Origin of the sequence: Paenibacillus sp. JZ16 (assembly GCF_015326965.1) — a bacterium.
In the GTDB taxonomy this organism is placed as follows: domain Bacteria; phylum Bacillota; class Bacilli; order Paenibacillales; family Paenibacillaceae; genus Paenibacillus_AQ.
In genome coordinates this window covers 6,887,492-6,910,898 of sequence record NZ_CP017659.1, presented here as the reverse complement: position 1 = coordinate 6,910,898, position 23,407 = coordinate 6,887,492, and the positions used below count along the sequence as shown (strand labels likewise).

Sequence of the window (23,407 nt, the reverse complement as noted above, 5' to 3'; positions counted from 1 at the left end):
GTCAATCATTGACCCAGAGCCGTTCTGGAAGCCTTTTGCGCTGCCGCCAGATTGAGCATTTCTTGGGCATGATGAAGTGTCTTTTGAGTGATCTCGACTCCGCCAAGCATTCGTGCAAGCTCTTTTACACGCCCCTCTTCAGTCAGGTTTTCTACTTGCGTCATCGTTCTGGAGGCTTCCAGCTTCTTCTCGATTAAATACTGATGATCCGCCATGCAAGCGACCTGCGGTAAATGCGTTATGGAGAACACCTGACAGGTTTTAGCCAGCAAAAACAGCTTCTCCGCAATCGATTGGGCAGCCCTTCCACTGACACCTGTGTCGACTTCATCAAAGATTAAGACCGGTATTTGATCATGACGGGCAAATATACTCTTCATCGCCAGCATAATTCTGGACATTTCTCCACCCGAAGCAATTTTGGCAAGCGGACGCAGAGGTTCACCCGGATTGGCGGATATGAGGAATTCGGCCGTATCCATACCTTGTCTGGTCAACCTTACTTTATGTCCTTCATATTCGTAACCGTTAGGATCCAGCTGCAGTTCCATGCGAACCTCAAGCGAGGTGCGTTCCATTTGAAGATCCTTTAGTTCTCCCTCCACCTGCCGTGCTAAATCTTGCGCACATTGCTTGCGGGCAATACTAAGCTCTTTCGCGCTAACCAGCAGCACGCTTAACAACTCGTCACGGCGCTGTTCCATCGCTTGTATAAACTCGTCCTTATTCTCCAGCATATCGGTTTCCTGCTGAATTCTCACGTAGTATTCCAGAATTTGCTCAACATTATCCCCATATTTTCGTCGCAATCCGGAGATCATATCTAAACGAAGTTCAATTTCATTCAGCCGTTCCGGATTGAATTCAATGCTGTCGCGATAATCCCTCAGCTGGAAAACCGCATCCTCCAGCTGATAATACGCGGATTGCAGCTGCTCAACAAGCGGCTTTAACCCCTTCTCATCGTAGCCGGACACATCCTCCAATCTGGATAGGGCACGGCTGACGGATTCCAGACCCGAAGATCCGTACAATAGGTCGTATGCTCCGGCAACGGAATCCATCATCTTCTCGCTGTGGGACAGCTTGGTTCTTTCTTCGGACAATTCCTCATCCTCACCGGATTTTAGCTCCGCAGCCGCGATCTCCTCGAGCTGAAACCGATACATATCCAGCATTTGATACGCCTTCTGGCTGGTCTCCTGCAGGTCCCTGAGCTCCCGCTCCACTTTGCTGAATTCGCCGTACAATTCTTGATATTTCCGTTTGGCAGGCCCGATGACCTTATCTCCGTATGTGTCCAGAAGACTCATATGCTGCTCTGAACGCAGCAAGCTTTGATGCTCATGCTGGCCATGAATATTGATGAGCTTTTCTCCAACTTCACGCAGCATGCTTAAATTCAGCAGCTGTCCGTTAATACGCGACGTGCTTTTCCCTTGAGATGTCAGTTCTCTCCGAATCAATAAATGCTCTTCCGGATCCGCTTCAACACCCAGCTTCTTCAGTGTTTCCCATACGGGATGCTGCGCAGGCAGCTCAAACAGAGCCTCAATCTCCGCTTTGTCGCACCCGTAGCGAATCAGCTCAGCCGAGCCGCGGCCGCCGGCAATTAATCCCAGCGCATCGATAATGATGGACTTACCTGCTCCGGTTTCCCCCGTCAGTACGTGAAATCCCGGATAAAAATGCACATCCACGCTTTCTACAACCGCAAGATTCCGAATGGATAGCGTGTTTAACATGTTTCCCACCTCCGCTACTGCTTAAAACTGCCAATGAGTCACAAATATTTATTACGAAATGAAATTTTTGATTTGGGTAACCACATGTTCTCCGTCATCTTCCGTTCGGCAAATCAGCAATATCGTGTCATCGCCGCAAATGGTCCCCATGATCTGGGTCCACTCCATATTATCGAGCAGCACGGCAACGGAATTAGCTGTTCCAGGCAAGCATTTCATGACGACAAGATTACCGGTACGGTCAATGTAAACAAAATTATCGACAAGCGCTCTTTTGAGCTTCTGTACAGGGTTATAACGCTGATCTGTCGGCATGGAGTATTTATATCGCCCATCATCTGTAGGCACCTTAATGAGCAGCAGTTCTTTGATATCACGTGAAATCGTAGCTTGAGTGACCTGAAAACCTTCCGCACGCAATGCGTCCACAAGCTCATCCTGTGTCTCAATATCCTGGTGGGTAATAATATCCCTGATTTTAATATGGCGTTGTCCCTTCATAAAGAGCCTCCTGAGTATTAACTGTTGTAATCATCCTGACCAATCCATTCTTCGTCCGACCAATCCATGCTTAAACGGTGAATCGACTTCTCGTTCACATTAATGTAGAGCAGCCCGGCACATTCGGGATACAGCAGCAAAAACGGCATCAACCGATCGCGAATGCCCGAGCCCGTCCAGTCGACCGGCATCCGTTCCCGTGCCAGCTTCACCATGTACAGATCACCACTGTCATCGGATGCAATGTAATCGATAAACAACCGACTCAAGATGGGTCTATGCCCCGTTTCAAATGACAAGTTTATTTTTACTTTACCCCCAACGACGTCATATCCTTCTTGTTCGAGCATCCCAATCGCTGGGTGTTCTGGAATGTGTTCATTTATCGGGATGCCCGGCAGTCGATCCGGTGATGGCGACATTAGCCAACGATTCAGCCTATAACCGATAAGCAAGGCTATGACGACACCAAGCAATATCATTAATAACCAATCATAACGCTCATTCATCCTCTCACCTCGAATTTTGTATTCGCGTATGAGAACATAAATTCCTCTTTTTCAGCAAAAGAAACCCATCATTTCGATGAGTTTCCTGTGAATGTATGAGCCGCTTGCGTTACGACGGTATCAATCCATTGACTCAAATGGACAGGTTCTTGTCCATCTGCTTGAGTCGGTTCTTCCGAGCTTTCAGAAACCTCCGGCTCTAATCGCCAGTGGGCCAGGAATTCTATATTGCCTTCTCCACCCGTAATCGGAGAGAATGTCAGGTTTTTTAATTTGAACCCAATTTCATCCGCAAAAGTCAGCACTTGCGTCAAGACTTCCCTGTGAACCTTCGGATCACGAACCACGCCGGACTTACCCACCTTCTCCCGCCCTGCCTCAAATTGAGGCTTGATCAGAGCAGCTACATCTCCTGGTTTACCCAGGAGCATCTTCAAAGGCGGTAAAATGATGCGAAGGGATATAAACGAGACGTCAATGCTGGCAAAATCAGGCTGAGGGCCATTCAGGTCATCCGGTGTCATATAGCGGAAATTGGTTCGCTCCATGACACACACGCGTTCATCGTTACGCAGCGACCAATCCAACTGGTTATAACCGACGTCGATCGCATACACATAACTTGCCCCGTGCTGGAGCGCGCAATCCGTGAAGCCTCCAGTCGAAGAGCCGATATCCAGCATCGCGCGCCCCTTCATATCGATGTCGAATGAACGAATCGCTTTCTCAAGCTTTAATCCTCCACGGCTGACATAGGGATGAACCGAGCCTTTGACTTTCAATTCGGACGTCCTCGGAATTTTCATGCCGGCTTTCTCGATCCGCTCGGTTCCGGCATAGACCAGACCCGCCATAATCGCGGCCTTGGCTTTTTCGCGACTCTCATAATATCCCTGCTCCACGAGCAGGACATCAATTCGTTCTTTCTGAGATGAATCCATATTATACTCCCGATGGTTTACTAAGACATAAAACTTCTCTTGCCGAGCCCGGCTGTCCGGGCATTCTTCAAGCTCCGGATCTCCTGACAAACCGATTCCAATGTCAGCCCTACTTCTTCGCGCTGCTGCGGTATGCTGCCATGCTCGATAAACCGGTCTTCGATCCCCATTAAAGATACGACCGCATCATGGATTCCCTGCTCCGCAAAGAACTCCAGAACCGCGCTGCCCATACTACCTGCTTGCGAAACTTCCTCCAGAACCAGCATGGATGTCCCCGTCTCTGCCAGATTCCGCAGCATGCCTCCATCAAGCGGTTTAAGGAATCGGGCATTTACGACTTCCACCGTAATGCCTTCCCGCTTGAGCTGCTCCGCAGCTTCCTCGGCCAACTGAACCATAGGACCGGATGCCAGAATCGCGTATCCTTCGCCAGGACGAACGACTTCCCAAGTCCCGATAGGAATCGGCACCAGTTCGGTGTCCATTGGAACGCCGCGCACATTGTTCCGGGGGTATCGGTAAGCGATAGGTCCCTCATTATAATCGAGCGCTGTTTTCATCATATGACGAAGCTCGTTCTCGTCTTTTGGCATCATAATGACGATATTCGGGATATGACGCATGAAGGCTACATCGTATACCCCTTGATGGGTTTCGCCATCTGCACCGACAAAGCCGGCACGGTCAATCGCAAACATCACGTTGGCGTTATGGCGGCAAATATCATGCACGATTTGGTCGTACGCACGCTGCATAAACGTGGAATACACCGCAAATACAGGCTTCATGCCTTCCATTGCCAATGCTGCGCACAAGGTCGCGGCGTGCTGCTCGGCAATCCCCACATCGATCATACGATCAGGGAATTTCTTGCTGAACGGGATCAAGCCGGAGCCGCCCGGCATCGCCGGCGTAACGGCCACGATTCGCTCGTCCTGTTCCCCCAGCTCAACCAGCGTCTGTCCGAATACTTCCGTGTACATCGGATTTCCTACCGCTTTAAGGACTTGGCCGGATTCAATCTTATAAGGCGTGATCCCATGCCATTTATGAGAATCGGATTCAGCCGGTCGGTATCCCTTGCCTTTGGTTGTTACGGCATGAATCAGAACGGGTCCATCCACATTGTCGGCCTGCTTTAACGTATCGATCAGTTTGTTCAGATCATGTCCGTCTACAGGGCCCAGATAGGTAAATCCGAGTTCCTCGAATAAAACGCCGGGAACCATCATATATTTAAGGCTGTCCTTCATCTTCTCTGCCGTCTTGGCCAGTTTGCCGCCGATAGCAGGAATTTTCTTCAGGAGCATTTCCACTTCGTCCTTAGCACGAAGATAATAACGATCAGATCGGATCTTGCTTAAGTAGTTATGCATGGCACCCACATTCGGTGCAATCGACATTTCATTGTCATTCAGGATGACCATCAGCTTTTTCTGCTCATGGCCAATATGGTTGAGCGCTTCAAACGCCATGCCGCCGGTAAGGGCACCGTCACCGATCAAGGCGATCACCCGGTTGTTCTCACCTTTCAAATCACGCGCCATCGCCATACCCATTGCGGCAGACAGCGAGGTGCTGCTGTGCCCGGCTTCCCAGACATCATGCTCGCTTTCGGAACGCTTTACGAAGCCGCACAAGCCTTTGTATTTACGGAGCGTATCAAATTTATCCATTCGTCCGGTCAATATCTTGTGTACATAGGCTTGATGGCCCACGTCAAATATGATCTTGTCACGAGGGCTGTCAAAGCAATAGTGCAAGGCCAGCGTGAGTTCAACCACTCCCAGATTCGGTGCAAGATGGCCACCGGTAACGGACAGCTTTTCGATTAGAAAATGACGGATTTGTCCTGCTAAATCCTCGAGTTCGTCCACCGATAGATGTTTAAGTTGTTCGGGATGCTTGATATTTGGAAGAAGCACGAAGAATCTCCCCGCTTTCCTTGATTAAGTTTACGTTCTTCAGCTGATATGAAATCAGCCATTAACAGACATTATATCACAAAAAAACCGTTTGCATGTAAAGCGTGCTTAGTGATCCCGAGCCATCAGGAAATCGGCGATCTCCAGCAATCTGGAGGGATCATTGAAATTCCCTTCGGAAATGACCCGCTTGGCTTCTGCTGTCAGGCGCTCAACTTCACGCCTTGATGCGTCCAAACCGATGAAGTACGGATACGTTACTTTTTCCTGTTTCACATCGCTTTGTACCGGCTTCCCAAGCTTGGACTCATCCCCGACCAGATCCAGGATATCATCTTGAATCTGAAAAGCAAGGCCGATATGATGCCCGAAGGTTCGCAAGGATTCAATCTGGGATTCCGAGCACCCGGCAATATGCCCGCCGGCCATAAGCGAGAACATAATCAGATCACTCGTCTTATGCAGGTGAATATACTCAAGCTGCTCTAGCGTCGTTATCCCTTGTTCACCCTCCATATCGGCAACCTGACCGCCTACCATCCCCCGCGGACCTGCATACTCCGCAAGATCCTCCACAATCGACAGCACGCGCTCAGCTGGAACACCATGCTTTCTGGCAGCCTGGATTACGCTGTAAAAGGCATGCGTCAGCAAGGCATCGCCGGCCAAAATAGCGCTCGCTTCGCCAAAAACCTTATGATTCGTTGGCTTGCCGCGGCGATAATCGTCATCATCCATCGCTGGAAGATCGTCGTGGATAAGGGAATATGTATGGACCATCTCAACGGCGCAAGCGACTGGAAGAGCAGCATAACGGTTGCCGCCTCCGGCCTCGCATGCCGCAATGACAAGCAGCGGACGCATTCGCTTGCCGCCTGCCATTAAAGAATACGACATGGACTGGCGAAGGGTTTCAGGAACTTTCCAACCTGGCGGAAAAAGATTTGTTAACTCGCTATCCAGTCTGTCCCAAATCTCATTCATATATTGATGAATCGGAAGTCTGTTATTCACCCAGTTCACCTGTCTCATCCAGCGTCCCGCCAAAAGGCTTACGCTTCAGTTCTCCGCCCTCTTCCACGATCATTTCGATTTTTTGCTCAACCTGCTCCAGCTTTTTGCTGCACATCTGCGACAGCTTCATGCCCTGTTGAAATAAATCGATTGCTTTTTCCAGCGGCACATCTCCATCTTCCAACTGCTCTACAATCGTCTCGAGCTGCGCCATCGCTTCTTCAAAGCTGATCTCCAATGTTTCATTCGCCATTCTCTTCATCCTCCTTCATTCCCCACACTTGACACTGCAGCTGTCCGTCGCTGACCCTCACGTTAACCAAATCGCCTAACTGAACATCTTCGATGGATTTGACAAGCTTTTGTTCTGCCTCGTCGTACACGAGGCTATATCCTCTGGACATAATTTTCAGCGGACTGAGCGCATCGAGATGCCTCATTTCGGTTTGCAGCTGAGATACCTTGGATTTCATGATCGACTGCATCGCATTCATTAACTGCCGGTTGGCCTGATCTTTTCTTCTCGCGGCAAACTCCGCTTGGGTTCGCGGATTATACCGGATTAATCCCTGATGCAGTGATTTTTGTCGCTGGCGGACCAGGGATAGCCGGGATTTGAGGTTCCCCTGCAGCCGCTGGGACAGCATGTCCAAACGTTCGGCATGTTGAAGCATATACCGGCGGGGATGAACCAGAACCGGGGAACGCTGGAGCGAAAATAAACGTTCACGACTCCGCTGAAGACGCTGCTGAAGTCCCTGGTTCAGCTGACGCTGTCTTTGAACAAGCTGCCCTCTCAGTTCCGCGCTGCTCGGTACCGCAAGTTCAGCGGCGGCCGTCGGCGTTGCGGCTCGTACATCTGCAACAAAATCGGCGATCGTAAAATCCGTTTCGTGTCCAACGGCCGAAATGACGGGAATATCGGATTGATAAATAGCTCTTGCAACGATCTCCTCATTAAACGCCCACAGCTCTTCCAGTGATCCGCCGCCGCGCCCAACGATGAGCACATCCGCCTCAGCCATGTCATTCATCGTCCGAATACCCTTCACGATCGAAGGAGCAGCCCCTTTGCCTTGAACCAGCACCGGATAAAGAATGGCTCTCGCCTGTGGGTACCGTCTCCGGATCGTAATCATAATATCCCGAACCGCGGCACCCGTCGGCGAGGTAATAACACCAATTGTCTTGGGATAACGCGGCAGAGGCCGCTTGCGCTCGGCTGCAAACAAGCCCTCTTCCTCCAGCTTCGACTTCAGCTGTTCATAAGCAAGGTACAAACTGCCGATCCCGTCGGGCTGCATTTGAACCGCATAGAATTGATATTGACCATCTCGTTCATATACCGACACATTGCCCCGGGCAATGACGCGCGAGCCTTCCTTCGGTATAAAAGGGAGCCTCTGGTTATGAGTCGCAAACATGATCGCACGAATCCGGCTGCCTTCATCCTTTAAGGTAAAGTACATATGTCCGCTGGAGTGATGGGTGAAATTCGAAATTTCACCGCGGATCCATACGTCGGAGAGCCTCGAATCGCCTTCCATTTTCATGCGGATATAACGGTTTAAATCCTTAACGGATAATACTCGTCCTGGATCTGCCGACTTCATATCAGCTCAACCCATTGAGCCTTTTGGCGGCTATCAAGGTATTCTGCATGAGCATCGTGATGGTCATAGGGCCCACGCCTCCAGGAACCGGAGTAATCGGACCGGACACTTCCTTCACGCTCTCAAAGTCCACGTCCCCGGCAAGCTTCCCGTTCTCCAAACGGTTCATGCCGACATCAATTACAACAGCACCCGGCTTCACATAACTGGCATCAATCATATTCGCTCTGCCAATTGCAACGACCAGGATATCCGCTTGGCGAGCGATTTCAGCCATATTCCCCGTGCGAGAGTGACACATCGTAACGGTGGCGTTCTCGCGCTGGAGGAGAAGTGATACCGGTTTGCCAACGATGTTGGATCTCCCGATTACAACCGCATGCTTGCCTGCAATCTCGATGCCTGTCCGCTTGATCATTTCAATCACGCCGGCAGGCGTGCATGGCAGCAGACTGTCATCGCCTATTACGAGGTTACCCACATTAACTGGATGGAAACCGTCCACGTCCTTTTCCACTGCGATCGCATCAATGACGGCCTTCTCATGGATGTGCTTTGGCAATGGGAGCTGGACCAAAATTCCGTGAATGGATTCCTGTGCGTTAAGCTTGTCCACGAGCGCCAGCACTTCTTCCTGGCTGGATTCCGCGGAAAGACGGTGCACCTCGGAATAAAAGCCCAGATCCTGACATGCCTTCTCCTTGTTGCGAACGTAAACATGCGAAGCCGGATCATCACCTACAAGTACAACAGCCAAACCAGGACGTACATTCTGCTTGGACAATTGTTCTACTTCTAACGCAATCCCCTTGCGAATTTCTTCAGAAATCTGTTTTCCGCTAATTATCGTTGCTGCTGTCATCCTAATCTCTCCTCCATTATGATTGAATGATGCCGATTCAAGCTTAGCTTAAGCGTACAGATTAAGACTGACGCAGCTTCACCTTGACTTGATCCAGCTCCTGAATCATCCGGCCCAGTACACCGTTGACGAACTTCCCTGATTCCTCGGTTCCGAAATGCTTGGACAACTCAATCGCTTCATTCACAGCTACCTTGCCAGGCACATCTTCACGGGATGTCAGTTCATATACAGCCAGACGCAGGATTTGACGATCCACACGGGAAAGACGACTTACCTGCCAGCCTTTCAAATAATGAGCGAGCAGTGCATCAATCGAATCCTTGGATTCCCATGTTCCATTGACCAATTGCAGCACATACTCCTTCATTTGAACTTCGTCGCCGATGACCCGCTCGGTCTCATTTTCTTCGGCCGCTTCCGAGAGCAGCATCGACACGGCTTCCACACTGTCGACTTCGTTCATCTCCATCTGGTACAGGCTTTGAACGACAATCTCTCTTGCTACACGTCTTTTCATTTTGTTCCTCCTGTGGACCCTGCTGAATCCATTTTTCTAATTAGTATGATCCATTTGCCGTCAAGACTTGACAACAATTAAAACGCCAAAAAAAAACCTGTGAATATCTCTCTCCGCAAAAAAGGCGCACGACACCTGTCCTCAGCATTTTTTCCGGAGAAAGCATATCACAGGGTTCATTTAAACGGCCGCCAGCGCTCGGAAAGCCATCGTCCCCATTCCTGAAAGTGGAACATGGAACCTTCCTTCAGATCCTTGCGCTTGCCAAATATATAGCCGATAAATACCACTAATGCAAAGAACAGCATATCCCAAAAACCGGATAATAAGTAAATCAGTCCGCACACAAGCCCGCCGGTCACCCCGGCAATTCTTCCTCTGTGACTCTCCCATATTTCTTTCCAAGGCATTGGGGAAGCTCACCTCTATTCCACGCGGCTCTTGAAGCTTGGTGCCTGAACCACGTTAGCAATATATACGGATACGGATGACACGGGTATTCCTGTTGTATCTTCAACAAAGTCATGCACCTGCTTCTGCACTTCCGTTGTCAGTGTAGGAATGGATTCCTCACCATCAACCACGGCACGAATCGCAATATCAAGACCCGATTGGGATACCTTGATCCGGGATTTCAAATCCTTGACTCCCCGGACGCGCGAAGCCGCCTTCAGGCAGAGATTCTCGATCGTCTCCACAGAGATTTGGATGTCGCCAAATTCCGTGCGCTGATCAATGGAATTCAGGTTCGAGCGATCACGCCTTACGGAGATGAAGAAGAAACGGATGCTCAGTAAAAACAAAACCGCAGCTACGATAATTCCAGCCCAGAAAAGGCGTTGTTCCTGAACACTCGTTAATTCATACGGAACAGCGCCACTCAACAGGAGGATGGCAACTACGGATATAACACCGATACTTAAGCTGTAGATAAACAGCAAAAGTCTGTCCATTATTTTGGCCACGATTCAGCACAGCCTCCTTAAAATTAGATGAAACCCTCGACATCGCTGCCCAGGGCTAGCCTGAAACTATTCTATTTCACGCGTTGAGCAAGATCCAATTCTTCCGTCTTCTCCACGGCTTTCATGAAATGGACATCATGAATATGTACATTGACTTCAATTACCGTAAGCCCTGTCATATTCTCGATCGAACGTTTCACGTTGCGCTGGATTTCTCCGGCTACTTCAGGAAGACGATGGCCATACTCCACGATAACGGATACGTCAACAGCAGCCTCCCGTTGTCCAACTTCCACTTTGACACCCTTGGATAAATTCTTGCGTCCGAGCAGTTCGGCAATGCCGCCTGCAAAGCCTCCGCTCATCCCTGCAACCCCACGCACCTCTACCGTAGCAAGTCCAGCGATGACTTCAATAACCTCCGGTGCAATCTGAATCTCACCGATATCTGTACGTTCAAATTCTGTAGGCAAAGTTTCCGCCATTGTCTCAACACACCTTTCGGAATAAGTTAGCGGATGCACCTGAACTGCATAAGGCATGCGCTCTTATTACTCATACTATACCATTTGGCCAAGTTTATGACAAACTTGGCCAAAGGTTTCAAATCTCATTTTCTTCCAAAAATTTAATATCAAAGTCACCCTTCAAGAAGGTAGGATGGTTCATCAGTTTCTGATGGAACGGGATGGTTGAGTAGATCCCTTCAATCTCGAATTCGGCCAAAGCGCGCTTCATCTTGGCGATGGCTTCATCGCGGGTCGGCGCCCATACAATCAGCTTGGCAATCATCGAATCATAATAAGGCGAAATGGTATAACCGGGATATGCCGCACTGTCTACCCGCACGCCAGGACCTCCTGGCGGCAAATAGAACTGAATGGTTCCAGGGGCAGGCATAAAGCCCTTGTCCGGATTCTCGGCATTAATCCGACACTCAATGGACCAGCCGTTAATAACGACTTCTTCTTGAGTGAAAGAGAGCGTGTTGCCCTCGGCAACGGAGATCATTTCCTGAATCAGATCAACCCCGGTCACCATCTCGGTCACCGGATGCTCTACCTGAATCCGCGTGTTCATCTCCATGAAGTAGAACTGACCGTCCTGGCCGAGCAAAAATTCAAGCGTTCCTGCACCGGAATAATTAACGGCCTTCGCGGCACGAACGGCGGCTTCGCCCATCCGGCTGCGTACCTCTTCACTTAGCACCGGACAAGGAGCTTCCTCAACAAGCTTTTGTCTCCGGCGCTGCACAGAACAGTCACGCTCCCCGAGATGCACGGCGTTGCCATGTTTGTCGGCGATAATTTGAATCTCTACATGTTTCATGCCGGTCAGATATTTTTCCAGATATACGCCTGCATTGCCGAAGGCCTTCTGAGCTTCCTGCTGTGCGTTTGTAATCTGTTTAACCAGCGTTTCTTCATCCTCGGCGATCCGAATACCCTTACCTCCGCCACCTGCAGTAGCCTTGATAATGACGGGATATCCGATATCGCGTGCAAGCATAACGGCTTCATTCAGATCCTCGACCAATCCGTCGGATCCCGGAATAACCGGAACACCTGCATCCTTCATCGTCTGCTTCGCAACAGCCTTGTCTCCCATACGGTTGATCGCGTCAGCGGAAGGACCGATAAAGGTAATGTTGCAGGATTCACAAATCTCCGCGAAATCCGCGTTCTCGGCCAAAAAGCCGTAACCGGGATGTATGGCGTCACACTCGGTCAGTGTGGCCACGCTCATGATATTGGTAAAATTCAAATAGCTGTCTTTCGATAACGTAGGGCCGATGCAGTAGGCCTCATCCGCCAAGCGAACATGCAGGGATTCCCGGTCCGGCTCTGAATATACGGCAACCGTTGCGATGCCAAGTTCCCGGCAAGCCCGGATGATACGGACGGCAATCTCTCCCCGGTTCGCGATAAGCACTTTTTGAAATGTCATGCAGTAACCTCCTTCGGACTCTTGCGACTCTCGTTCTTGGCGAGTCCCTCCATATTACTCCGGCTTCACCAGAAACAGAGGCTGCCCGAATTCTACAAGTTGACCGTTCTGAGCGAGAACCTCTACGATTTCGCCTTTGATCTCTGCTTCCAGTTCATTCATCAGTTTCATGGCCTCAATGATGCAGACCGTCGATTTCTCAGTCACCTTGTCCCCGGGACTGACAAACGGCCCGGCCTCAGGCGATGGGGAACGATAGAAGGTTCCTACCATCGGTGATACGATTTTATGTAATGAGCTGTTGCTATCTTCCACTGAATCCTGCTGTGGTGCCGCTGCAGGTGCTTGATTTGCCGTATTCGGCTGTACGATCTGTGGTGCCATCATTTGCTGTGCCGGTATATACGCTTGCGGCGCTGCCTGATAGTTGTTAACAACCTCGGCTGCATTGGGTTTCTTAATGGATAAGCGTGTACCTTCGCTCTCAATTTCCAGTTCATGCACGGAAGTTTGATCCACCAGCTTAATAAGTTCCTTGATTTCGTTTAATTTAAACATTATCGACGTTCACTCCTTCACTTTCTTGGAAGCCCTTGCTTAGGACAGTCAGTCAATAGCTTAGAGTATTATATCACAATCGAGCGAAATAGAAAGAGCCCAAGGCAATCCTTAGACTCTTTCGGTTTATCGTATATCCGTGATTTATGTTGAAATCTGCAGACAAGCTTATGGCGCAACATATTGAACGGTTACTTTATCCGGCGAAACCTTCAATTCCTTCATCACAAGACTCACGATGCCGGCTGCACCTTTGGCATCGAGTTTTTCACTCAGAACGACCACATTATACTTCTCGCTCTCTTCCTTCACAACGGCGTTGCCGTATTGCTGCTGCAGCGCTTCTTCGATGCTGAGAATCACTTCCTCTTTTGCTTCGGCCGCTTTCAGCTGCTCGGTTGCTTGAGCTGTTTGCTCCGGCTTGTTCTCATGATTGTCGATCTTTGTCATTAACTCATCGTATAATTTCATATTTTTTTGAGAGCGGTCCAATTTATAGGACTCCAACTGAGCTGCTGCGGATGTTGCATTGGCCGCCACTTGCTCCAGCACTTCTTCATCCGTTTTCTTTCCGTTGCTGGTGCTGCTTGTGTCTTTGGACTCCTCGGCTCCCTCTTTGCCTGTGCTGCTAGCGTCTTTGGAGTTCTCGGCCCCCTCTTGGGATTCCTTCACTTCCGGCTCTTCCGTTTTTCCAGCTTCACCGCTGGCTTTTCCTTGATCCCCTTGCTCACCTTGTGTTGCTTCTGCAGGATCTTCCGTGCCGGCCGCACCTGTATCGCTCGTATCAGTGCCTTGCTCATTGGCACCGGAGTCACCGTCAGTGCCTTCTTCAAGCACTTCGTTCACAACCAGCTCGTCGCCAGCGCCTGCGGTTCCGTTTGCTTCTTGTCCAGCGCCCGGCTTCTGACCGTCCACTTGCGTGCTCTCGGCAACCGGCGGCGCTTTCGTTCCCGAATCGTCGGTGAATAAATAATAAGCTGACAGGATGACCATCAAACTAAGCATGGATACTAACCATATGGTTTGTCTTTTGTTATTCATCTGAACGTTTCCTCCTTTAAATGAAAACCTTGGCACGAATGATCGGATCATTCGATTGGCTGCGGTTATTCCTGTTTACGCGGGACAACGGATATACGATAAGACGGGACATTGAGGCCTCGCTGGATCGCATCCACGATCAAGCTCTTTACAACATCATTCTCGGCTCCCTTGGCTACGACGAGCACACCCCGGACTTGAGGCTTGATCTTCTTGGTGACGATTGGGGTTTCTTCCCCGGATGATTCATAGGTGACAATCTGGCCGTCTCGCTGATAACTTGTTACATGGCGCTTACCTCCGTTAGCATCGGTTTCCTCCGTCAGCTCCTGGGTATCTTTCATATCTCGCTGGACGACCAGCTCTTCTGTAGATTCCACAGTCACCATGACATCGACGGCCCCAACCCCAACAATCTGTTCCAGCATGGTTTTGGTGCGACTTTCAAAATCCTGCTCGATACTTTCGAACTCACCGCCGCCGCTGGTTGAAGTCCCGCTTTGGGGCGTTGAGACCGCTGCAGACTCCGGCGGCGGCTCGCGGCCGATATTCTCATGATCCAGCTTCTTCACATTGACGAAGGAGTTGAACAGCATAATCGCGACGCCGATCAGACCTAGAATGATCAACCATCTGAAGGTTTGCATTTTTCTTGCTCCGCCAGCTCCTCCGCCAAGCCATTGCTCCAACCGCTTCAACCAATTTCCCATCATCCTCACCTCCGCTACAGCTTTTTATCCTGCTCCTGCCCTGGCATGTATATCGTGATCAGATCCGGCTCTAAATCCCACCGGCGGCTAATGTAATCCCGAACCGGGTCTGCTCTTGCTTCTTCGGCCTTGCTCACTGCTTCTGCATTCTCTTTCACCGCTGCCTTCTCATCCCGTTCCGATTGCATGGATTCAACATTCACCTGAACGGAATCCACGGGTTCTATGCTGATGGGCTCCTTACCCTCCCTTTTGTCTACCTCTGCATTCTCCGATTCACCTCCAACCAGCCTTACGTCAACGGAGCGTATCGCAGCGCCTGCATATCCCTTGTCCTGCCCAGCAACTGCAGCCAGCACCACCTTGACCTCCTGGACCGCTTCCCCCGTTTCTGCCGCAATCTCTTCTTTCATCACCCGGGCTAATTCATTGCCTGCCCACTGAAGGCTTTGGCTCTGCTGCGTTTCCTTCAGCTTCTCGGCCTGTGCCAGAATATGCTCCAGCTGAACCTCTTCCGGCAGCCCTTTCTCCTGCCGCTCCAGCTCCATCGCCAGTTGATTCTCGGGGGATCCGTTATCAATGCGATAATCGGGCTAAGCAGCGTAAGCAGAATCAACAGGCTCAAGACTAATCTGGCGTACCGTTCAAGCGCCTTGCCGGGCAGTATCAAATCAACGAAGGCTGCAAAGAGAACCACCATGATGACGCTTTTCAACCAACCTCCAAGCCAGTCCATTCGCCATTCCTCCTAAGCATTGGCCGCCTTCTATGTTCTGCCTCACCTCATCATGACGGTAATGTTGCCTGCCGTGAGCAGAATCGTTATGGCCAGGAAGAACATCATACTGACTGCGGCCAAGGCTGTAAAAACATACAGCATCGTCTTCCCGATCGTCTGCAGGCAGGTGCCGATCGGGGTGTCTCCTAGCGGCTGCATGACGGCCGCCGCGATGTTATATATCAAGGCAAGCGTCAAGATCTTGATCGCAGGGAATGCGCATAGGAACAAAATAATGATGACCCCTGCCAGCCCGATGGAATTCTTGACGAGTAATGAGGCCGAGATCACGGTATCCGTTGCGTCTGCGAACATCTTGCCGACTACCGGGACGAAATTGCCGGTTACATATTTGGCTGCCCGGATCGTCACCCCATCCGTTACCGAGCTGGTCAGTCCCTGGACGGAGATGACACCCAGGAACACGGTAAGCAGCACGCCCAGAACACCCATCGAAATTCCTCGCAGCAGGTTGCCAAGCTGGGTTAGCTTGTACTTTTCGGAAAGCGAACTAACCAGGTGCAGCAGAGCCGAGAAGAACAGAAGCGGGAACACAACCGTGCTGATCAGCGTACCTACCGTATGTACCATGAAGATGACTAGCGGATGAGCCACCGTGACGGTCACCACATTCCCCATCGAAGCCATCAGTGCAAAAAGCAGGGGAAGCATCGCCATCATGAAATCGATCATTTGGGTAATGGCGTCCCGGGCATATCCTATCGCGATGCTGAAGCTGTTAACGGCAATGACAAGGACAACCATGTAACAGATCGTATAGGCAACCCGACTCACGGTGCTTTTTTCAAAGGCCGTCTGCAGATTCTCAAGGATCAGGCTCATGATGCTCAGCATCACGATGGTTGCCAGCAGCTTGCCGTTATAGAGTACCTCGTGCCACAAATATTTTCCGATGCCGGACATAACCCCTTTGAAGCTAAGACCGTCGCCGCCCGGAAGCAGCATATCCATCAGGGACGGCGTCTTTCCATCAGGGAAGAAACCGCCGTAATCCTTCATGAGCCGGTCCCAGTATTTCTCGACCTGGTCTGTCGGCAGCTGCTGCGTCTGCTGCTCAACCCACTCATCGGCTGGATTGGCCGCGTCAGCCGCACTTACCGTTCCGCAGAACAATCCGCTCATAAACAACATCAGGATCAGTAGACGAAACACGGCCAAGCCTTTTCGAGGTATTACTCCTGTAACCATGTCCCCCCACCTTTTTCAAGCCGGGAGGAGCTTCAGGACCGTCTCGATGATGATCCCGATAATCGGTACAGCGAGCACCAATATGAGCACTTTTCCCGCCAGTTCTATTTTGGATGCGATCGATTCCTGTCCGGCATCTCGTACGATCTGGGCCCCCATCTCCGCGATATAGGCAATTCCGATAATTTTCAGAACGGTCTTTAAATAGATGATCTGGACACCGGAGTTCTCCGCCAAATCTTCCAGCATGGATAAGACATTTCCGATCTTCCCGATCAGGAACAGGAAGATGAGGAGCGAGGTCGCCACTGCGAGAAGAAAGGCAAAGAGCGGCTTCTGTTCCTTGACAACCAAGATCAGCACGGTAGCGATGATGCCCAGTCCTACCACCTGGATAATTTCCATAAAGGTCCACCTACTGGAATAGAAAAATACTTTTGATTTCCTTGAGCAAATCGTCAAGCAGTCTGACGACCATAAACAGCACAACCACAAACCCGATAAGGGTCACCCAATGTGCCATATCCTCTTTCCCCATCTGTTTCAGGACCGTATGGATCATGGCAATGATGATCCCAATGCCGGCGATCTGGAAGATGGCGTTCACTTCAATGTTCATTTCCCTTGGCACCTCGCTAAAAGATCAAAATGACGATCAATGCTCCAATGAGCAGTCCCAGACTTTTGCTCATTTTTTCATATTTGACCTGGTCATCCCTTGCCGCTGCTTCTTCATGCTTGAGCTGTCCCACGGCCAGAGCGATATGTTTGATCTGGTCCTGCCTGTCACTGGTGCCAAGAACGCCGCTTAGCTGCTCCAACACCTCACGCTCGGCACTTTTCATCGATGTTCGTTTCCAGTATTCGCCCAGTGCCTTGCGGATGCTTTCCTGTGCGGATAACCCGTAGTCGGGCCTCATGTAAAGCGCGGCTGCGGCAAATAATGATCTGAGCGGTTCACGAAGGGAATCGCCAATTCGCTCCAGCGCATCGGGTAATGGCGTCAAGCCGTAGCTGATCTCCGTTTCCAGCCGTTGAAGCGCGAGAATGAGTTCTCGCAGCTGCCTGGGTCTTGCCGCGAATTGCTGGGCCTGATAAAATCCGGCTAAAGTTCCAGCTCCCAGCACGAGCACAGCCCCGACCAGTTTAAGCATAGGCATCACCGCCCGGCGGACCGGCTGCAGCCGTCTGAAGCGTTCGCTGACCTCCGTCAAACAGCTTGAATGATCTGTGGTCGCCCGTTCTGTTAAGAACGGCATACATTTCAAACATCCGGTTCTCCAGAAGACCGGCGAGTGCTGGTCGCCCCCGCATATCTTGTATGGACGAGCCATGTGCCGTTGCTATGACGCTGATTCCCGCATGCAAGGCTTCAATGACGGCTTCCGCATCCTCCGGCCGACCGATCTCGTCCACAATCAACACATCCGGGGACATCGAACGGATCATCATCATCATCCCTTCAGCTTTCGGACAGCCATCGAGCACATCCGTACGCGGACCTACGTCGAATCCAGGGACTCCGCGCAGACAACCGGCGATTTCAGAACGTTCGTCAATGATGCCTACCTTCATTCCCGGCCAATGCACGGCCGATTTCCCCCATTTGCCGTAACTGATCTGCCTCGCCAGATCCCGAAGCAGCGTGGTCTTGCCTTGCTGGGGCGGGGATAAAATCAGCGAGTGCATTACCCTTTTCCGTTTCCGGTCGAGTAAATGCGGGATGATGTCATCCGCCGCACCCTGAACTTCCTTGGCAATCCGGACATTAAATCCGCTAATATCCCGAATGTGTTCAACCTTACCACCGCTGAGCACCGTCCGGCCGGTGAGCCCGACCCGATGACCCCCAGGTATCGTGATAAACCCTTTTCGCAATTCCTCTTCCATGGTGTAGAGGGAATGGTTACTGATTAGATCCAGCAACCTATGGGTATCTTCACGCGTCGGCTTATACGCTTCATCAGGCCGCAAAGTGAGCCCGCCGCGCCGGTCCAGAAAATGATGCTTGCCCGCCGAATTAATCTCCAGCGGACGTTCCTCCCGGATACGTACCTCCTCCACATGATCGAGAAGCTCTTTCGACAGGTTCAGCAGCATCCGTTTTACGGTCTCGGGAAACAGGTCTAACCAGTTCAATGTCATATCAATTTCCCCCAGGTTGTCCTTTTTGATCATCTTCTAATAAGAGAACTTCATATCCCATGTGTATGCTTGTACCTGAAAAATATGCAGCGAATCTATCATTTTTTTAAAACGCCGTATAAGAGACAGGAAACGCCGCACAAAATCCAGCCGATCTTCCCCCACGACAATTTATCCGCCATTCCCACGAGTCCGATCGTTGTTGTCAGAATCAAGATCAGCGGGCCCATAAAAGCCAGAGCGGAATTCACAGCCAGCGCTTTATCGACCTGGTTCAGGCGCAGCATGATGATGGCCGCCACAATCTCGAGACTGCCGGAGAAAAAACGAAGCGTGGCCATACTAGCGACAAACTTGTCCAGCATGCTCTATATCCTCCTTCTTCCTTGTTCACAAGTGTGATGTTTAAAAATATGCGAGCCACTCTCGTTTTATCTCTATTTTTTCAATTTCATAGAAGCGAACTTTGAATCTTTCGGACAACGCAAAAAATCCCGGTCGATATGGACCGGGATTAACTCTATTTAATATCGATATGATTGCATAAATTATTCCATTAAAAACAGGTTATCGACGCACCTGCGGTCCGCCAACGGAAGCCTGCTGATCCGTATCCAGTCCGTACGCGGTATGAAGCGCTTGTACGACACCTTCCAGATTGGTTCCTTCAATGACACAGGATACTTTGATCTCGGACGTGCTGACCATCTTGATGCTGACCCCTTGCCGGGAGATGACATCAAACATTTGCGCCGCCACACCCGGATGGCTGACCATTCCGGCACCAACAATCGATACTTTCACCAGATGATCTTCCGAGGTAACGTCACGATACGGAATCTTGCCGCGGATTTGTTCGATAACCGACAACGCACGCTCCCGATCGGCCAAGGAAACGGTAAAGGAAAAGTCTGCTTCGCCGTTCTGGACACCGCTCTGTACGATAATATCAACATCAATCGCTTCTTTCGCAAGCTCACCGAACACTTGAGCCAAAACGCCCGGCGTATCGGAAACGCCCAGAATACTGATTCTTGCCACATTCTTGTCAAATGCAATTCCGCTGACAACCACACCTTGTTCCATGCTTGCTTCCTCCTTAACAACCGTACCCTCGTTATGATTAAAGCTGGATCTGACGACAAGCTTCACTTGATTATGCTTCGCATACTCAACCGCGCGCGGGTGAAGAACAGCTGCACCAAGATTGGCTAGCTCCAGCATCTCGTCATAGGAAATCTCCTTCAACTTCCGCGCACATTTGACAACCCGCGGATCCGTGGAGTAAATCCCGTCCACATCCGTATATATTTCACATACATCCGCTTGAATGGCAGCCGCAAGAGCAACCGCCGTGGTATCTGATCCCCCGCGTCCAAGCGTTGTAATCTCTCCGTCTTCCGACATTCCCTGGAATCCCGCTACAATGACGACATTCCCTTCAGCAAGCGCTTTAAACACGCGTTCAGGCATAATATCCGTGATACGGGCTTTGCCATGCACCGCTTCCGTACGGAACCCCGCCTGCCAGCCGGTAAGAGACTTTGCCTTGCGTCCGAGACCGTGAATAGCCATGGATAGCAGCGATATGGATATCTGCTCTCCCGTGGTCATCAGCATATCCATTTCCCGTGCCGGTGGATTCTCGTTCAACAGCTTTGCCTGGTCAATCAAATCGTCTGTTGTATCCCCCATAGCAGACACCACGACTACACATTGATGACCTTCATCTTGTTTCTCTACAATTCTTCTGGCAACACGCTTCATACGTTCTGTATCCCCTACAGAGCTGCCTCCGAATTTCATGACGTACAGTGACAATGCTTCTTTCACTCCCCACTAATATCAGTATGTAACAGCATTCAGGTGGTTTCTCACTTTAAAACAGTATAATACGAAAGTGAGTCATCCCGTCAAGGCTTTTCAAGGCAAAAAGGACTCAGGTTTATGGCACCGGCTTTTGCCCATCGCAAAAAGACTCCCGTACTTACGTACAGGAGTCCTCGTTGTTTAGAAGATATTGGCACCCGTCAATCGTTGAAGGGTCCCGTTTTAAAGCCTACTATGCACGGGAGATGTATTTACCTTCGCGTGTATCGATCAGAAGCACATCGTCTTCGTTAATGAACAGCGGTACTTGTACATTCAGGCCGGTTTCCACTTTCGCATTCTTCGTTGCGCCCGTAGCCGTGTTGCCTTTGATTCCCGGCTCGGTTTCAACGACCTTCAGCTCCACGCTGTTAGGCAGGTTGATCCCGAGGATCTCGCCTTGGTAGCTGATGATGTTAACGTTCATGTTCTCTCTCAGGAAGTTAAGCTCCCACTCCAGCTGCTCACTCGTCAAGCTGAATTGATCGTAAGTTTCGTTGTCCATGAAGACATGCTCTTGACCGCTGGCATAGAGATACTGAACCCCACGGTTGTCGATGATGGCGCGGCCAATCGTTTCGCCTGCACGGAACGTTTTCTCGACGGTGTTGCCGTTGCGAAGGTTTTTCAATTTGGAACGAACGAAAGCTGCGCCTTTACCAGGTTTAACGTGCTGAAAATCCAAAACGGTGAATATATCGCCATCTACTTCTACGGTCAAACCTGTCTTAAAATCGTTTACTGAAATCACTAAGATTCCCTCCTAAGGATGCGGTCTAATTAATATAGTACACAATTTTCCTAAAGTACAAGTTCAAAAAGCTAGCTTTTTGAACAGTCTCCTAAAGCACAGTGTAGTCTTTGGACGAGCTTGTTAGTATATGAATACCCGATTCCGTAATCACGATATCATCTTCAATACGGACACCGCCAAGCCCAGGCAAGTATATGCCCGGCTCCACCGTTACCACCATGCCCGGCTGCAGCACATCATCACTCAGCTTGGACAGTCTTGGAGATTCGTGAACCTCCATACCCAATCCATGCCCGGTGCTGTGACCAAAGTATTCCCCGTATCCATAACGGGTAATAATATCACGGGTTAAGGCGTCTGCCTCGCGTCCTGTCATGCCAGGTTTAATATGATCCAGTGCATGTAGCTGCGCTTCCAGCACGATATCATAGATCTCCTTCAGCTTAGGATCAGGACTTCCGAGCGCAACGGTTCTGGTGAGATCGGAGCAGTATCCGTCAAGCAGCGCACCGAAATCAAACGTAACGAATTCGTTCCCTTGAATCACTCGCTCGCTGGCAACGCCGTGCGGAAGAGCCGAACGCTCGCCGGAAGCGACAATGGTATCAAAGGAAGACGCGGTTGCGCCATGCTTGCGCATGAACATTTCCATCTCCAGATCGATTTCTCGCTCCGTTTTTCCGGCAGCCAGAATCGTCAGCACATGGCTGAACGTCTGATCAGCCAAATCGGCAGCCCGCTGCATAATGCTCAATTCTTCCGCATCCTTGAATATGCGCAGATCCTCTACAAGACCTGAAACCGGCACCAGGCTAATTGGCGCTAGCTGTTCCGAATAGGTCGAAAATACGCCGTATGTAACATGGTCCTGTTCAAATCCAAGCGATGTTATTCCCTCGGAAGATAGCAATTCCTTGACCGTCTCCATAACCTTAGGACCATGCTCAACCACCTGAAAGCCGACGGCTTGCTGTGGAGCTTGAGTCATATAACGGAAATCAGTCAGCAGATAGGCATGATCCCGGGTAATCAGCACATAGCCGGCAGACCCGGTAAAGCCTGTCAAATATCTGCGGTTGATCGGGCTTGCCACCAGCATGGCTGTTAAGCCTCTAGTCTGAAGTTTCTCGCGCAGTTTAACCACTCGTTTGTTACTCATTCTAACCTCTCCTCTCACCCATGTCCAAGCCGGCACAAGAAAAACATCTTCGACGTATTTCTCAGCAGCCAGTTACGGTTAGCTGTAATTCTTCTGATAACAAAAAGCAACCTCTCGGTTAAAGCTTTCTAATATCTGATCGGATTAGCTATCCTTCTTGGTCGTTCAGGACTTGCAAAAGGGCCGACAAGCCCAGTGTGTAACTCGCTGCGCCAAAACCCGCGATTTGTCCGACAGCAACAGGTGCGATGACGGAGGTATGACGAAATTCCTCCCTGGCATGAATGTTCGATAGGTGAACTTCCACTGTCGGAATACGGGCAGAACTGATGGCATCACGTACAGCATAGCTGTAGTGAGTCAGTGCTCCCGGGTTAAGAAGTATGCCGTCCGCCTGTCCAATAGCTTCATGAATACGGTCGATGATAGCACCCTCATGATTAGACTGATAGAAGGTAATACCGATACCGGCGAGTTCCGCCTGTTTACGCAAATTATCTTCGATCGCCTGCAGGCTGAGTGAACCGTAAATGCCCGGTTCACGGAAGCCGAGCAGGTTTAAGTTCGGTCCGTTTATCACCCATATGGATTTCATAGGGCTTCCCACCTTTTCGTCAAATAACCAAAAGCTATTTTACC

At 50.4% G+C, this 23,407-nt stretch carries 29 protein-coding genes; all 29 read right to left on the bottom strand.

Annotated elements, in window-relative coordinates; all coding sequences use genetic code 11:
• Positions 1–5 precede the first annotated feature (5 nt).
• The gene (recN, locus tag BJP58_RS30900) at positions 6–1,745 is read right to left on the bottom strand and encodes a DNA repair protein RecN (RefSeq protein ID WP_194541874.1); all 1,740 of its coding nucleotides are present in this window, start codon (positions 1,743–1,745) and stop codon (positions 6–8) included.
• Between the two features lie 51 nt (positions 1,746–1,796).
• Positions 1,797–2,246, bottom strand: a complete 450-nt coding sequence (gene ahrC / locus BJP58_RS30895) for a transcriptional regulator AhrC/ArgR (protein WP_071223861.1) — start codon at positions 2,244–2,246, stop codon at positions 1,797–1,799.
• A 17-nt stretch (positions 2,247–2,263) separates the two neighbouring features.
• The gene (locus BJP58_RS30890; protein ID WP_194541873.1) at positions 2,264–2,755 is read right to left on the bottom strand and encodes a hypothetical protein; all 492 of its coding nucleotides are present in this window, start codon (positions 2,753–2,755) and stop codon (positions 2,264–2,266) included.
• A 68-nt stretch (positions 2,756–2,823) separates the two neighbouring features.
• Entirely contained in the window at positions 2,824–3,696 is an 873-nt protein-coding gene (locus BJP58_RS30885) for a TlyA family RNA methyltransferase (protein ID WP_194541872.1), read from the bottom strand.
• 20 nt (positions 3,697–3,716) lie between these two features.
• Positions 3,717–5,624, bottom strand: a complete 1,908-nt coding sequence (gene dxs / locus BJP58_RS30880; RefSeq protein WP_194541871.1) for a 1-deoxy-D-xylulose-5-phosphate synthase — start codon at positions 5,622–5,624, stop codon at positions 3,717–3,719.
• A 108-nt stretch (positions 5,625–5,732) separates the two neighbouring features.
• On the bottom strand, positions 5,733–6,608 hold the full coding sequence (locus BJP58_RS30875) for a polyprenyl synthetase family protein (protein WP_374198247.1): 876 nt from the start codon (positions 6,606–6,608) through the stop codon (positions 5,733–5,735).
• A gap of 22 nt (positions 6,609–6,630) precedes the next feature.
• Positions 6,631–6,891, bottom strand: a complete 261-nt coding sequence (xseB, locus tag BJP58_RS30870) for an exodeoxyribonuclease VII small subunit (protein WP_009591232.1) — start codon at positions 6,889–6,891, stop codon at positions 6,631–6,633.
• Positions 6,881–8,251 (bottom strand): exodeoxyribonuclease VII large subunit, encoded by a 1,371-nt coding sequence (xseA, locus tag BJP58_RS30865; RefSeq protein ID WP_194541869.1) that lies wholly within the window; start codon positions 8,249–8,251, stop codon positions 6,881–6,883. Before xseA ends, xseB begins: the two co-directional genes overlap by 11 nt.
• A 1-nt stretch (position 8,252) precedes the next feature.
• On the bottom strand, positions 8,253–9,113 hold the full coding sequence (gene folD, locus BJP58_RS30860) for a bifunctional methylenetetrahydrofolate dehydrogenase/methenyltetrahydrofolate cyclohydrolase FolD (protein ID WP_100536241.1): 861 nt from the start codon (positions 9,111–9,113) through the stop codon (positions 8,253–8,255).
• A 61-nt stretch (positions 9,114–9,174) separates the two neighbouring features.
• Entirely contained in the window at positions 9,175–9,633 is a 459-nt protein-coding gene (nusB, locus tag BJP58_RS30855; RefSeq protein WP_194541868.1) for a transcription antitermination factor NusB, read from the bottom strand.
• A 176-nt stretch (positions 9,634–9,809) separates the two neighbouring features.
• Positions 9,810–10,043, bottom strand: coding sequence for a DUF2273 domain-containing protein (locus BJP58_RS30850; RefSeq protein ID WP_113057002.1), 234 nt, complete (start codon positions 10,041–10,043; stop codon positions 9,810–9,812).
• Between the two features lie 15 nt (positions 10,044–10,058).
• Positions 10,059–10,598: an alkaline shock response membrane anchor protein AmaP gene (amaP, locus tag BJP58_RS30845; RefSeq protein WP_113057003.1), complete on the bottom strand. Its 540-nt coding sequence runs from the start codon at positions 10,596–10,598 to the stop codon at positions 10,059–10,061.
• A gap of 71 nt (positions 10,599–10,669) precedes the next feature.
• Entirely contained in the window at positions 10,670–11,083 is a 414-nt protein-coding gene (locus tag BJP58_RS30840; protein ID WP_071223853.1) for an Asp23/Gls24 family envelope stress response protein, read from the bottom strand.
• 118 nt (positions 11,084–11,201) lie between these two features.
• Complete coding sequence (accC, locus tag BJP58_RS30835) at positions 11,202–12,545, bottom strand: acetyl-CoA carboxylase biotin carboxylase subunit (protein ID WP_194541867.1); 1,344 nt, start codon at positions 12,543–12,545, stop codon at positions 11,202–11,204.
• A 54-nt stretch (positions 12,546–12,599) separates the two neighbouring features.
• Positions 12,600–13,103, bottom strand: coding sequence for an acetyl-CoA carboxylase biotin carboxyl carrier protein (gene accB / locus BJP58_RS30830; RefSeq protein WP_071223851.1), 504 nt, complete (start codon positions 13,101–13,103; stop codon positions 12,600–12,602).
• Between the two features lie 168 nt (positions 13,104–13,271).
• On the bottom strand, positions 13,272–14,144 hold the full coding sequence (locus BJP58_RS30825) for a SpoIIIAH-like family protein (RefSeq protein WP_194541866.1): 873 nt from the start codon (positions 14,142–14,144) through the stop codon (positions 13,272–13,274).
• Between the two features lie 65 nt (positions 14,145–14,209).
• Positions 14,210–14,854: a stage III sporulation protein AG gene (spoIIIAG, locus tag BJP58_RS30820; protein WP_194545123.1), complete on the bottom strand. Its 645-nt coding sequence runs from the start codon at positions 14,852–14,854 to the stop codon at positions 14,210–14,212.
• 14 nt (positions 14,855–14,868) lie between these two features.
• The gene (locus tag BJP58_RS30815) at positions 14,869–15,402 is read right to left on the bottom strand and encodes a stage III sporulation protein AF (RefSeq protein WP_267907849.1); all 534 of its coding nucleotides are present in this window, start codon (positions 15,400–15,402) and stop codon (positions 14,869–14,871) included.
• Complete coding sequence (locus BJP58_RS34015; RefSeq protein WP_267907848.1) at positions 15,324–15,590, bottom strand: stage III sporulation protein AF; 267 nt, start codon at positions 15,588–15,590, stop codon at positions 15,324–15,326. The genes BJP58_RS30815 and BJP58_RS34015 overlap by 79 nt, the downstream gene beginning before the upstream one ends.
• Before the next feature lie 42 nt (positions 15,591–15,632).
• Complete coding sequence (gene spoIIIAE / locus BJP58_RS30810) at positions 15,633–16,841, bottom strand: stage III sporulation protein AE (RefSeq protein WP_194541865.1); 1,209 nt, start codon at positions 16,839–16,841, stop codon at positions 15,633–15,635.
• A 15-nt stretch (positions 16,842–16,856) separates the two neighbouring features.
• The gene (gene spoIIIAD / locus BJP58_RS30805; protein WP_071223846.1) at positions 16,857–17,246 is read right to left on the bottom strand and encodes a stage III sporulation protein AD; all 390 of its coding nucleotides are present in this window, start codon (positions 17,244–17,246) and stop codon (positions 16,857–16,859) included.
• A 10-nt stretch (positions 17,247–17,256) separates the two neighbouring features.
• Positions 17,257–17,460, bottom strand: coding sequence for a stage III sporulation protein AC (gene spoIIIAC / locus BJP58_RS30800; protein WP_007129715.1), 204 nt, complete (start codon positions 17,458–17,460; stop codon positions 17,257–17,259).
• A 16-nt stretch (positions 17,461–17,476) separates the two neighbouring features.
• On the bottom strand, positions 17,477–17,995 hold the full coding sequence (spoIIIAB, locus tag BJP58_RS30795) for a stage III sporulation protein SpoIIIAB (RefSeq protein ID WP_194541864.1): 519 nt from the start codon (positions 17,993–17,995) through the stop codon (positions 17,477–17,479).
• Positions 17,988–18,986: a stage III sporulation protein AA gene (gene spoIIIAA / locus BJP58_RS30790; RefSeq protein WP_194541863.1), complete on the bottom strand. Its 999-nt coding sequence runs from the start codon at positions 18,984–18,986 to the stop codon at positions 17,988–17,990. Before spoIIIAA ends, spoIIIAB begins: the two co-directional genes overlap by 8 nt.
• A gap of 98 nt (positions 18,987–19,084) precedes the next feature.
• A complete protein-coding gene (locus BJP58_RS30785) occupies positions 19,085–19,351 on the bottom strand; it encodes a YqhV family protein (protein ID WP_071223843.1) in 267 nt (88 codons plus the stop codon).
• A 202-nt stretch (positions 19,352–19,553) separates the two neighbouring features.
• Positions 19,554–20,807, bottom strand: a complete 1,254-nt coding sequence (locus BJP58_RS30780) for an aspartate kinase (RefSeq protein ID WP_194545122.1) — start codon at positions 20,805–20,807, stop codon at positions 19,554–19,556.
• A gap of 241 nt (positions 20,808–21,048) precedes the next feature.
• Entirely contained in the window at positions 21,049–21,606 is a 558-nt protein-coding gene (efp, locus tag BJP58_RS30775; RefSeq protein WP_009591242.1) for an elongation factor P, read from the bottom strand.
• Positions 21,607–21,697: 91 nt separating this feature from the next.
• Positions 21,698–22,768: a M24 family metallopeptidase gene (locus tag BJP58_RS30770; protein WP_194541862.1), complete on the bottom strand. Its 1,071-nt coding sequence runs from the start codon at positions 22,766–22,768 to the stop codon at positions 21,698–21,700.
• Between the two features lie 148 nt (positions 22,769–22,916).
• Entirely contained in the window at positions 22,917–23,363 is a 447-nt protein-coding gene (aroQ, locus tag BJP58_RS30765; RefSeq protein ID WP_194541861.1) for a type II 3-dehydroquinate dehydratase, read from the bottom strand.
• Between the last annotated feature and the right edge of the window lie 44 nt (positions 23,364–23,407).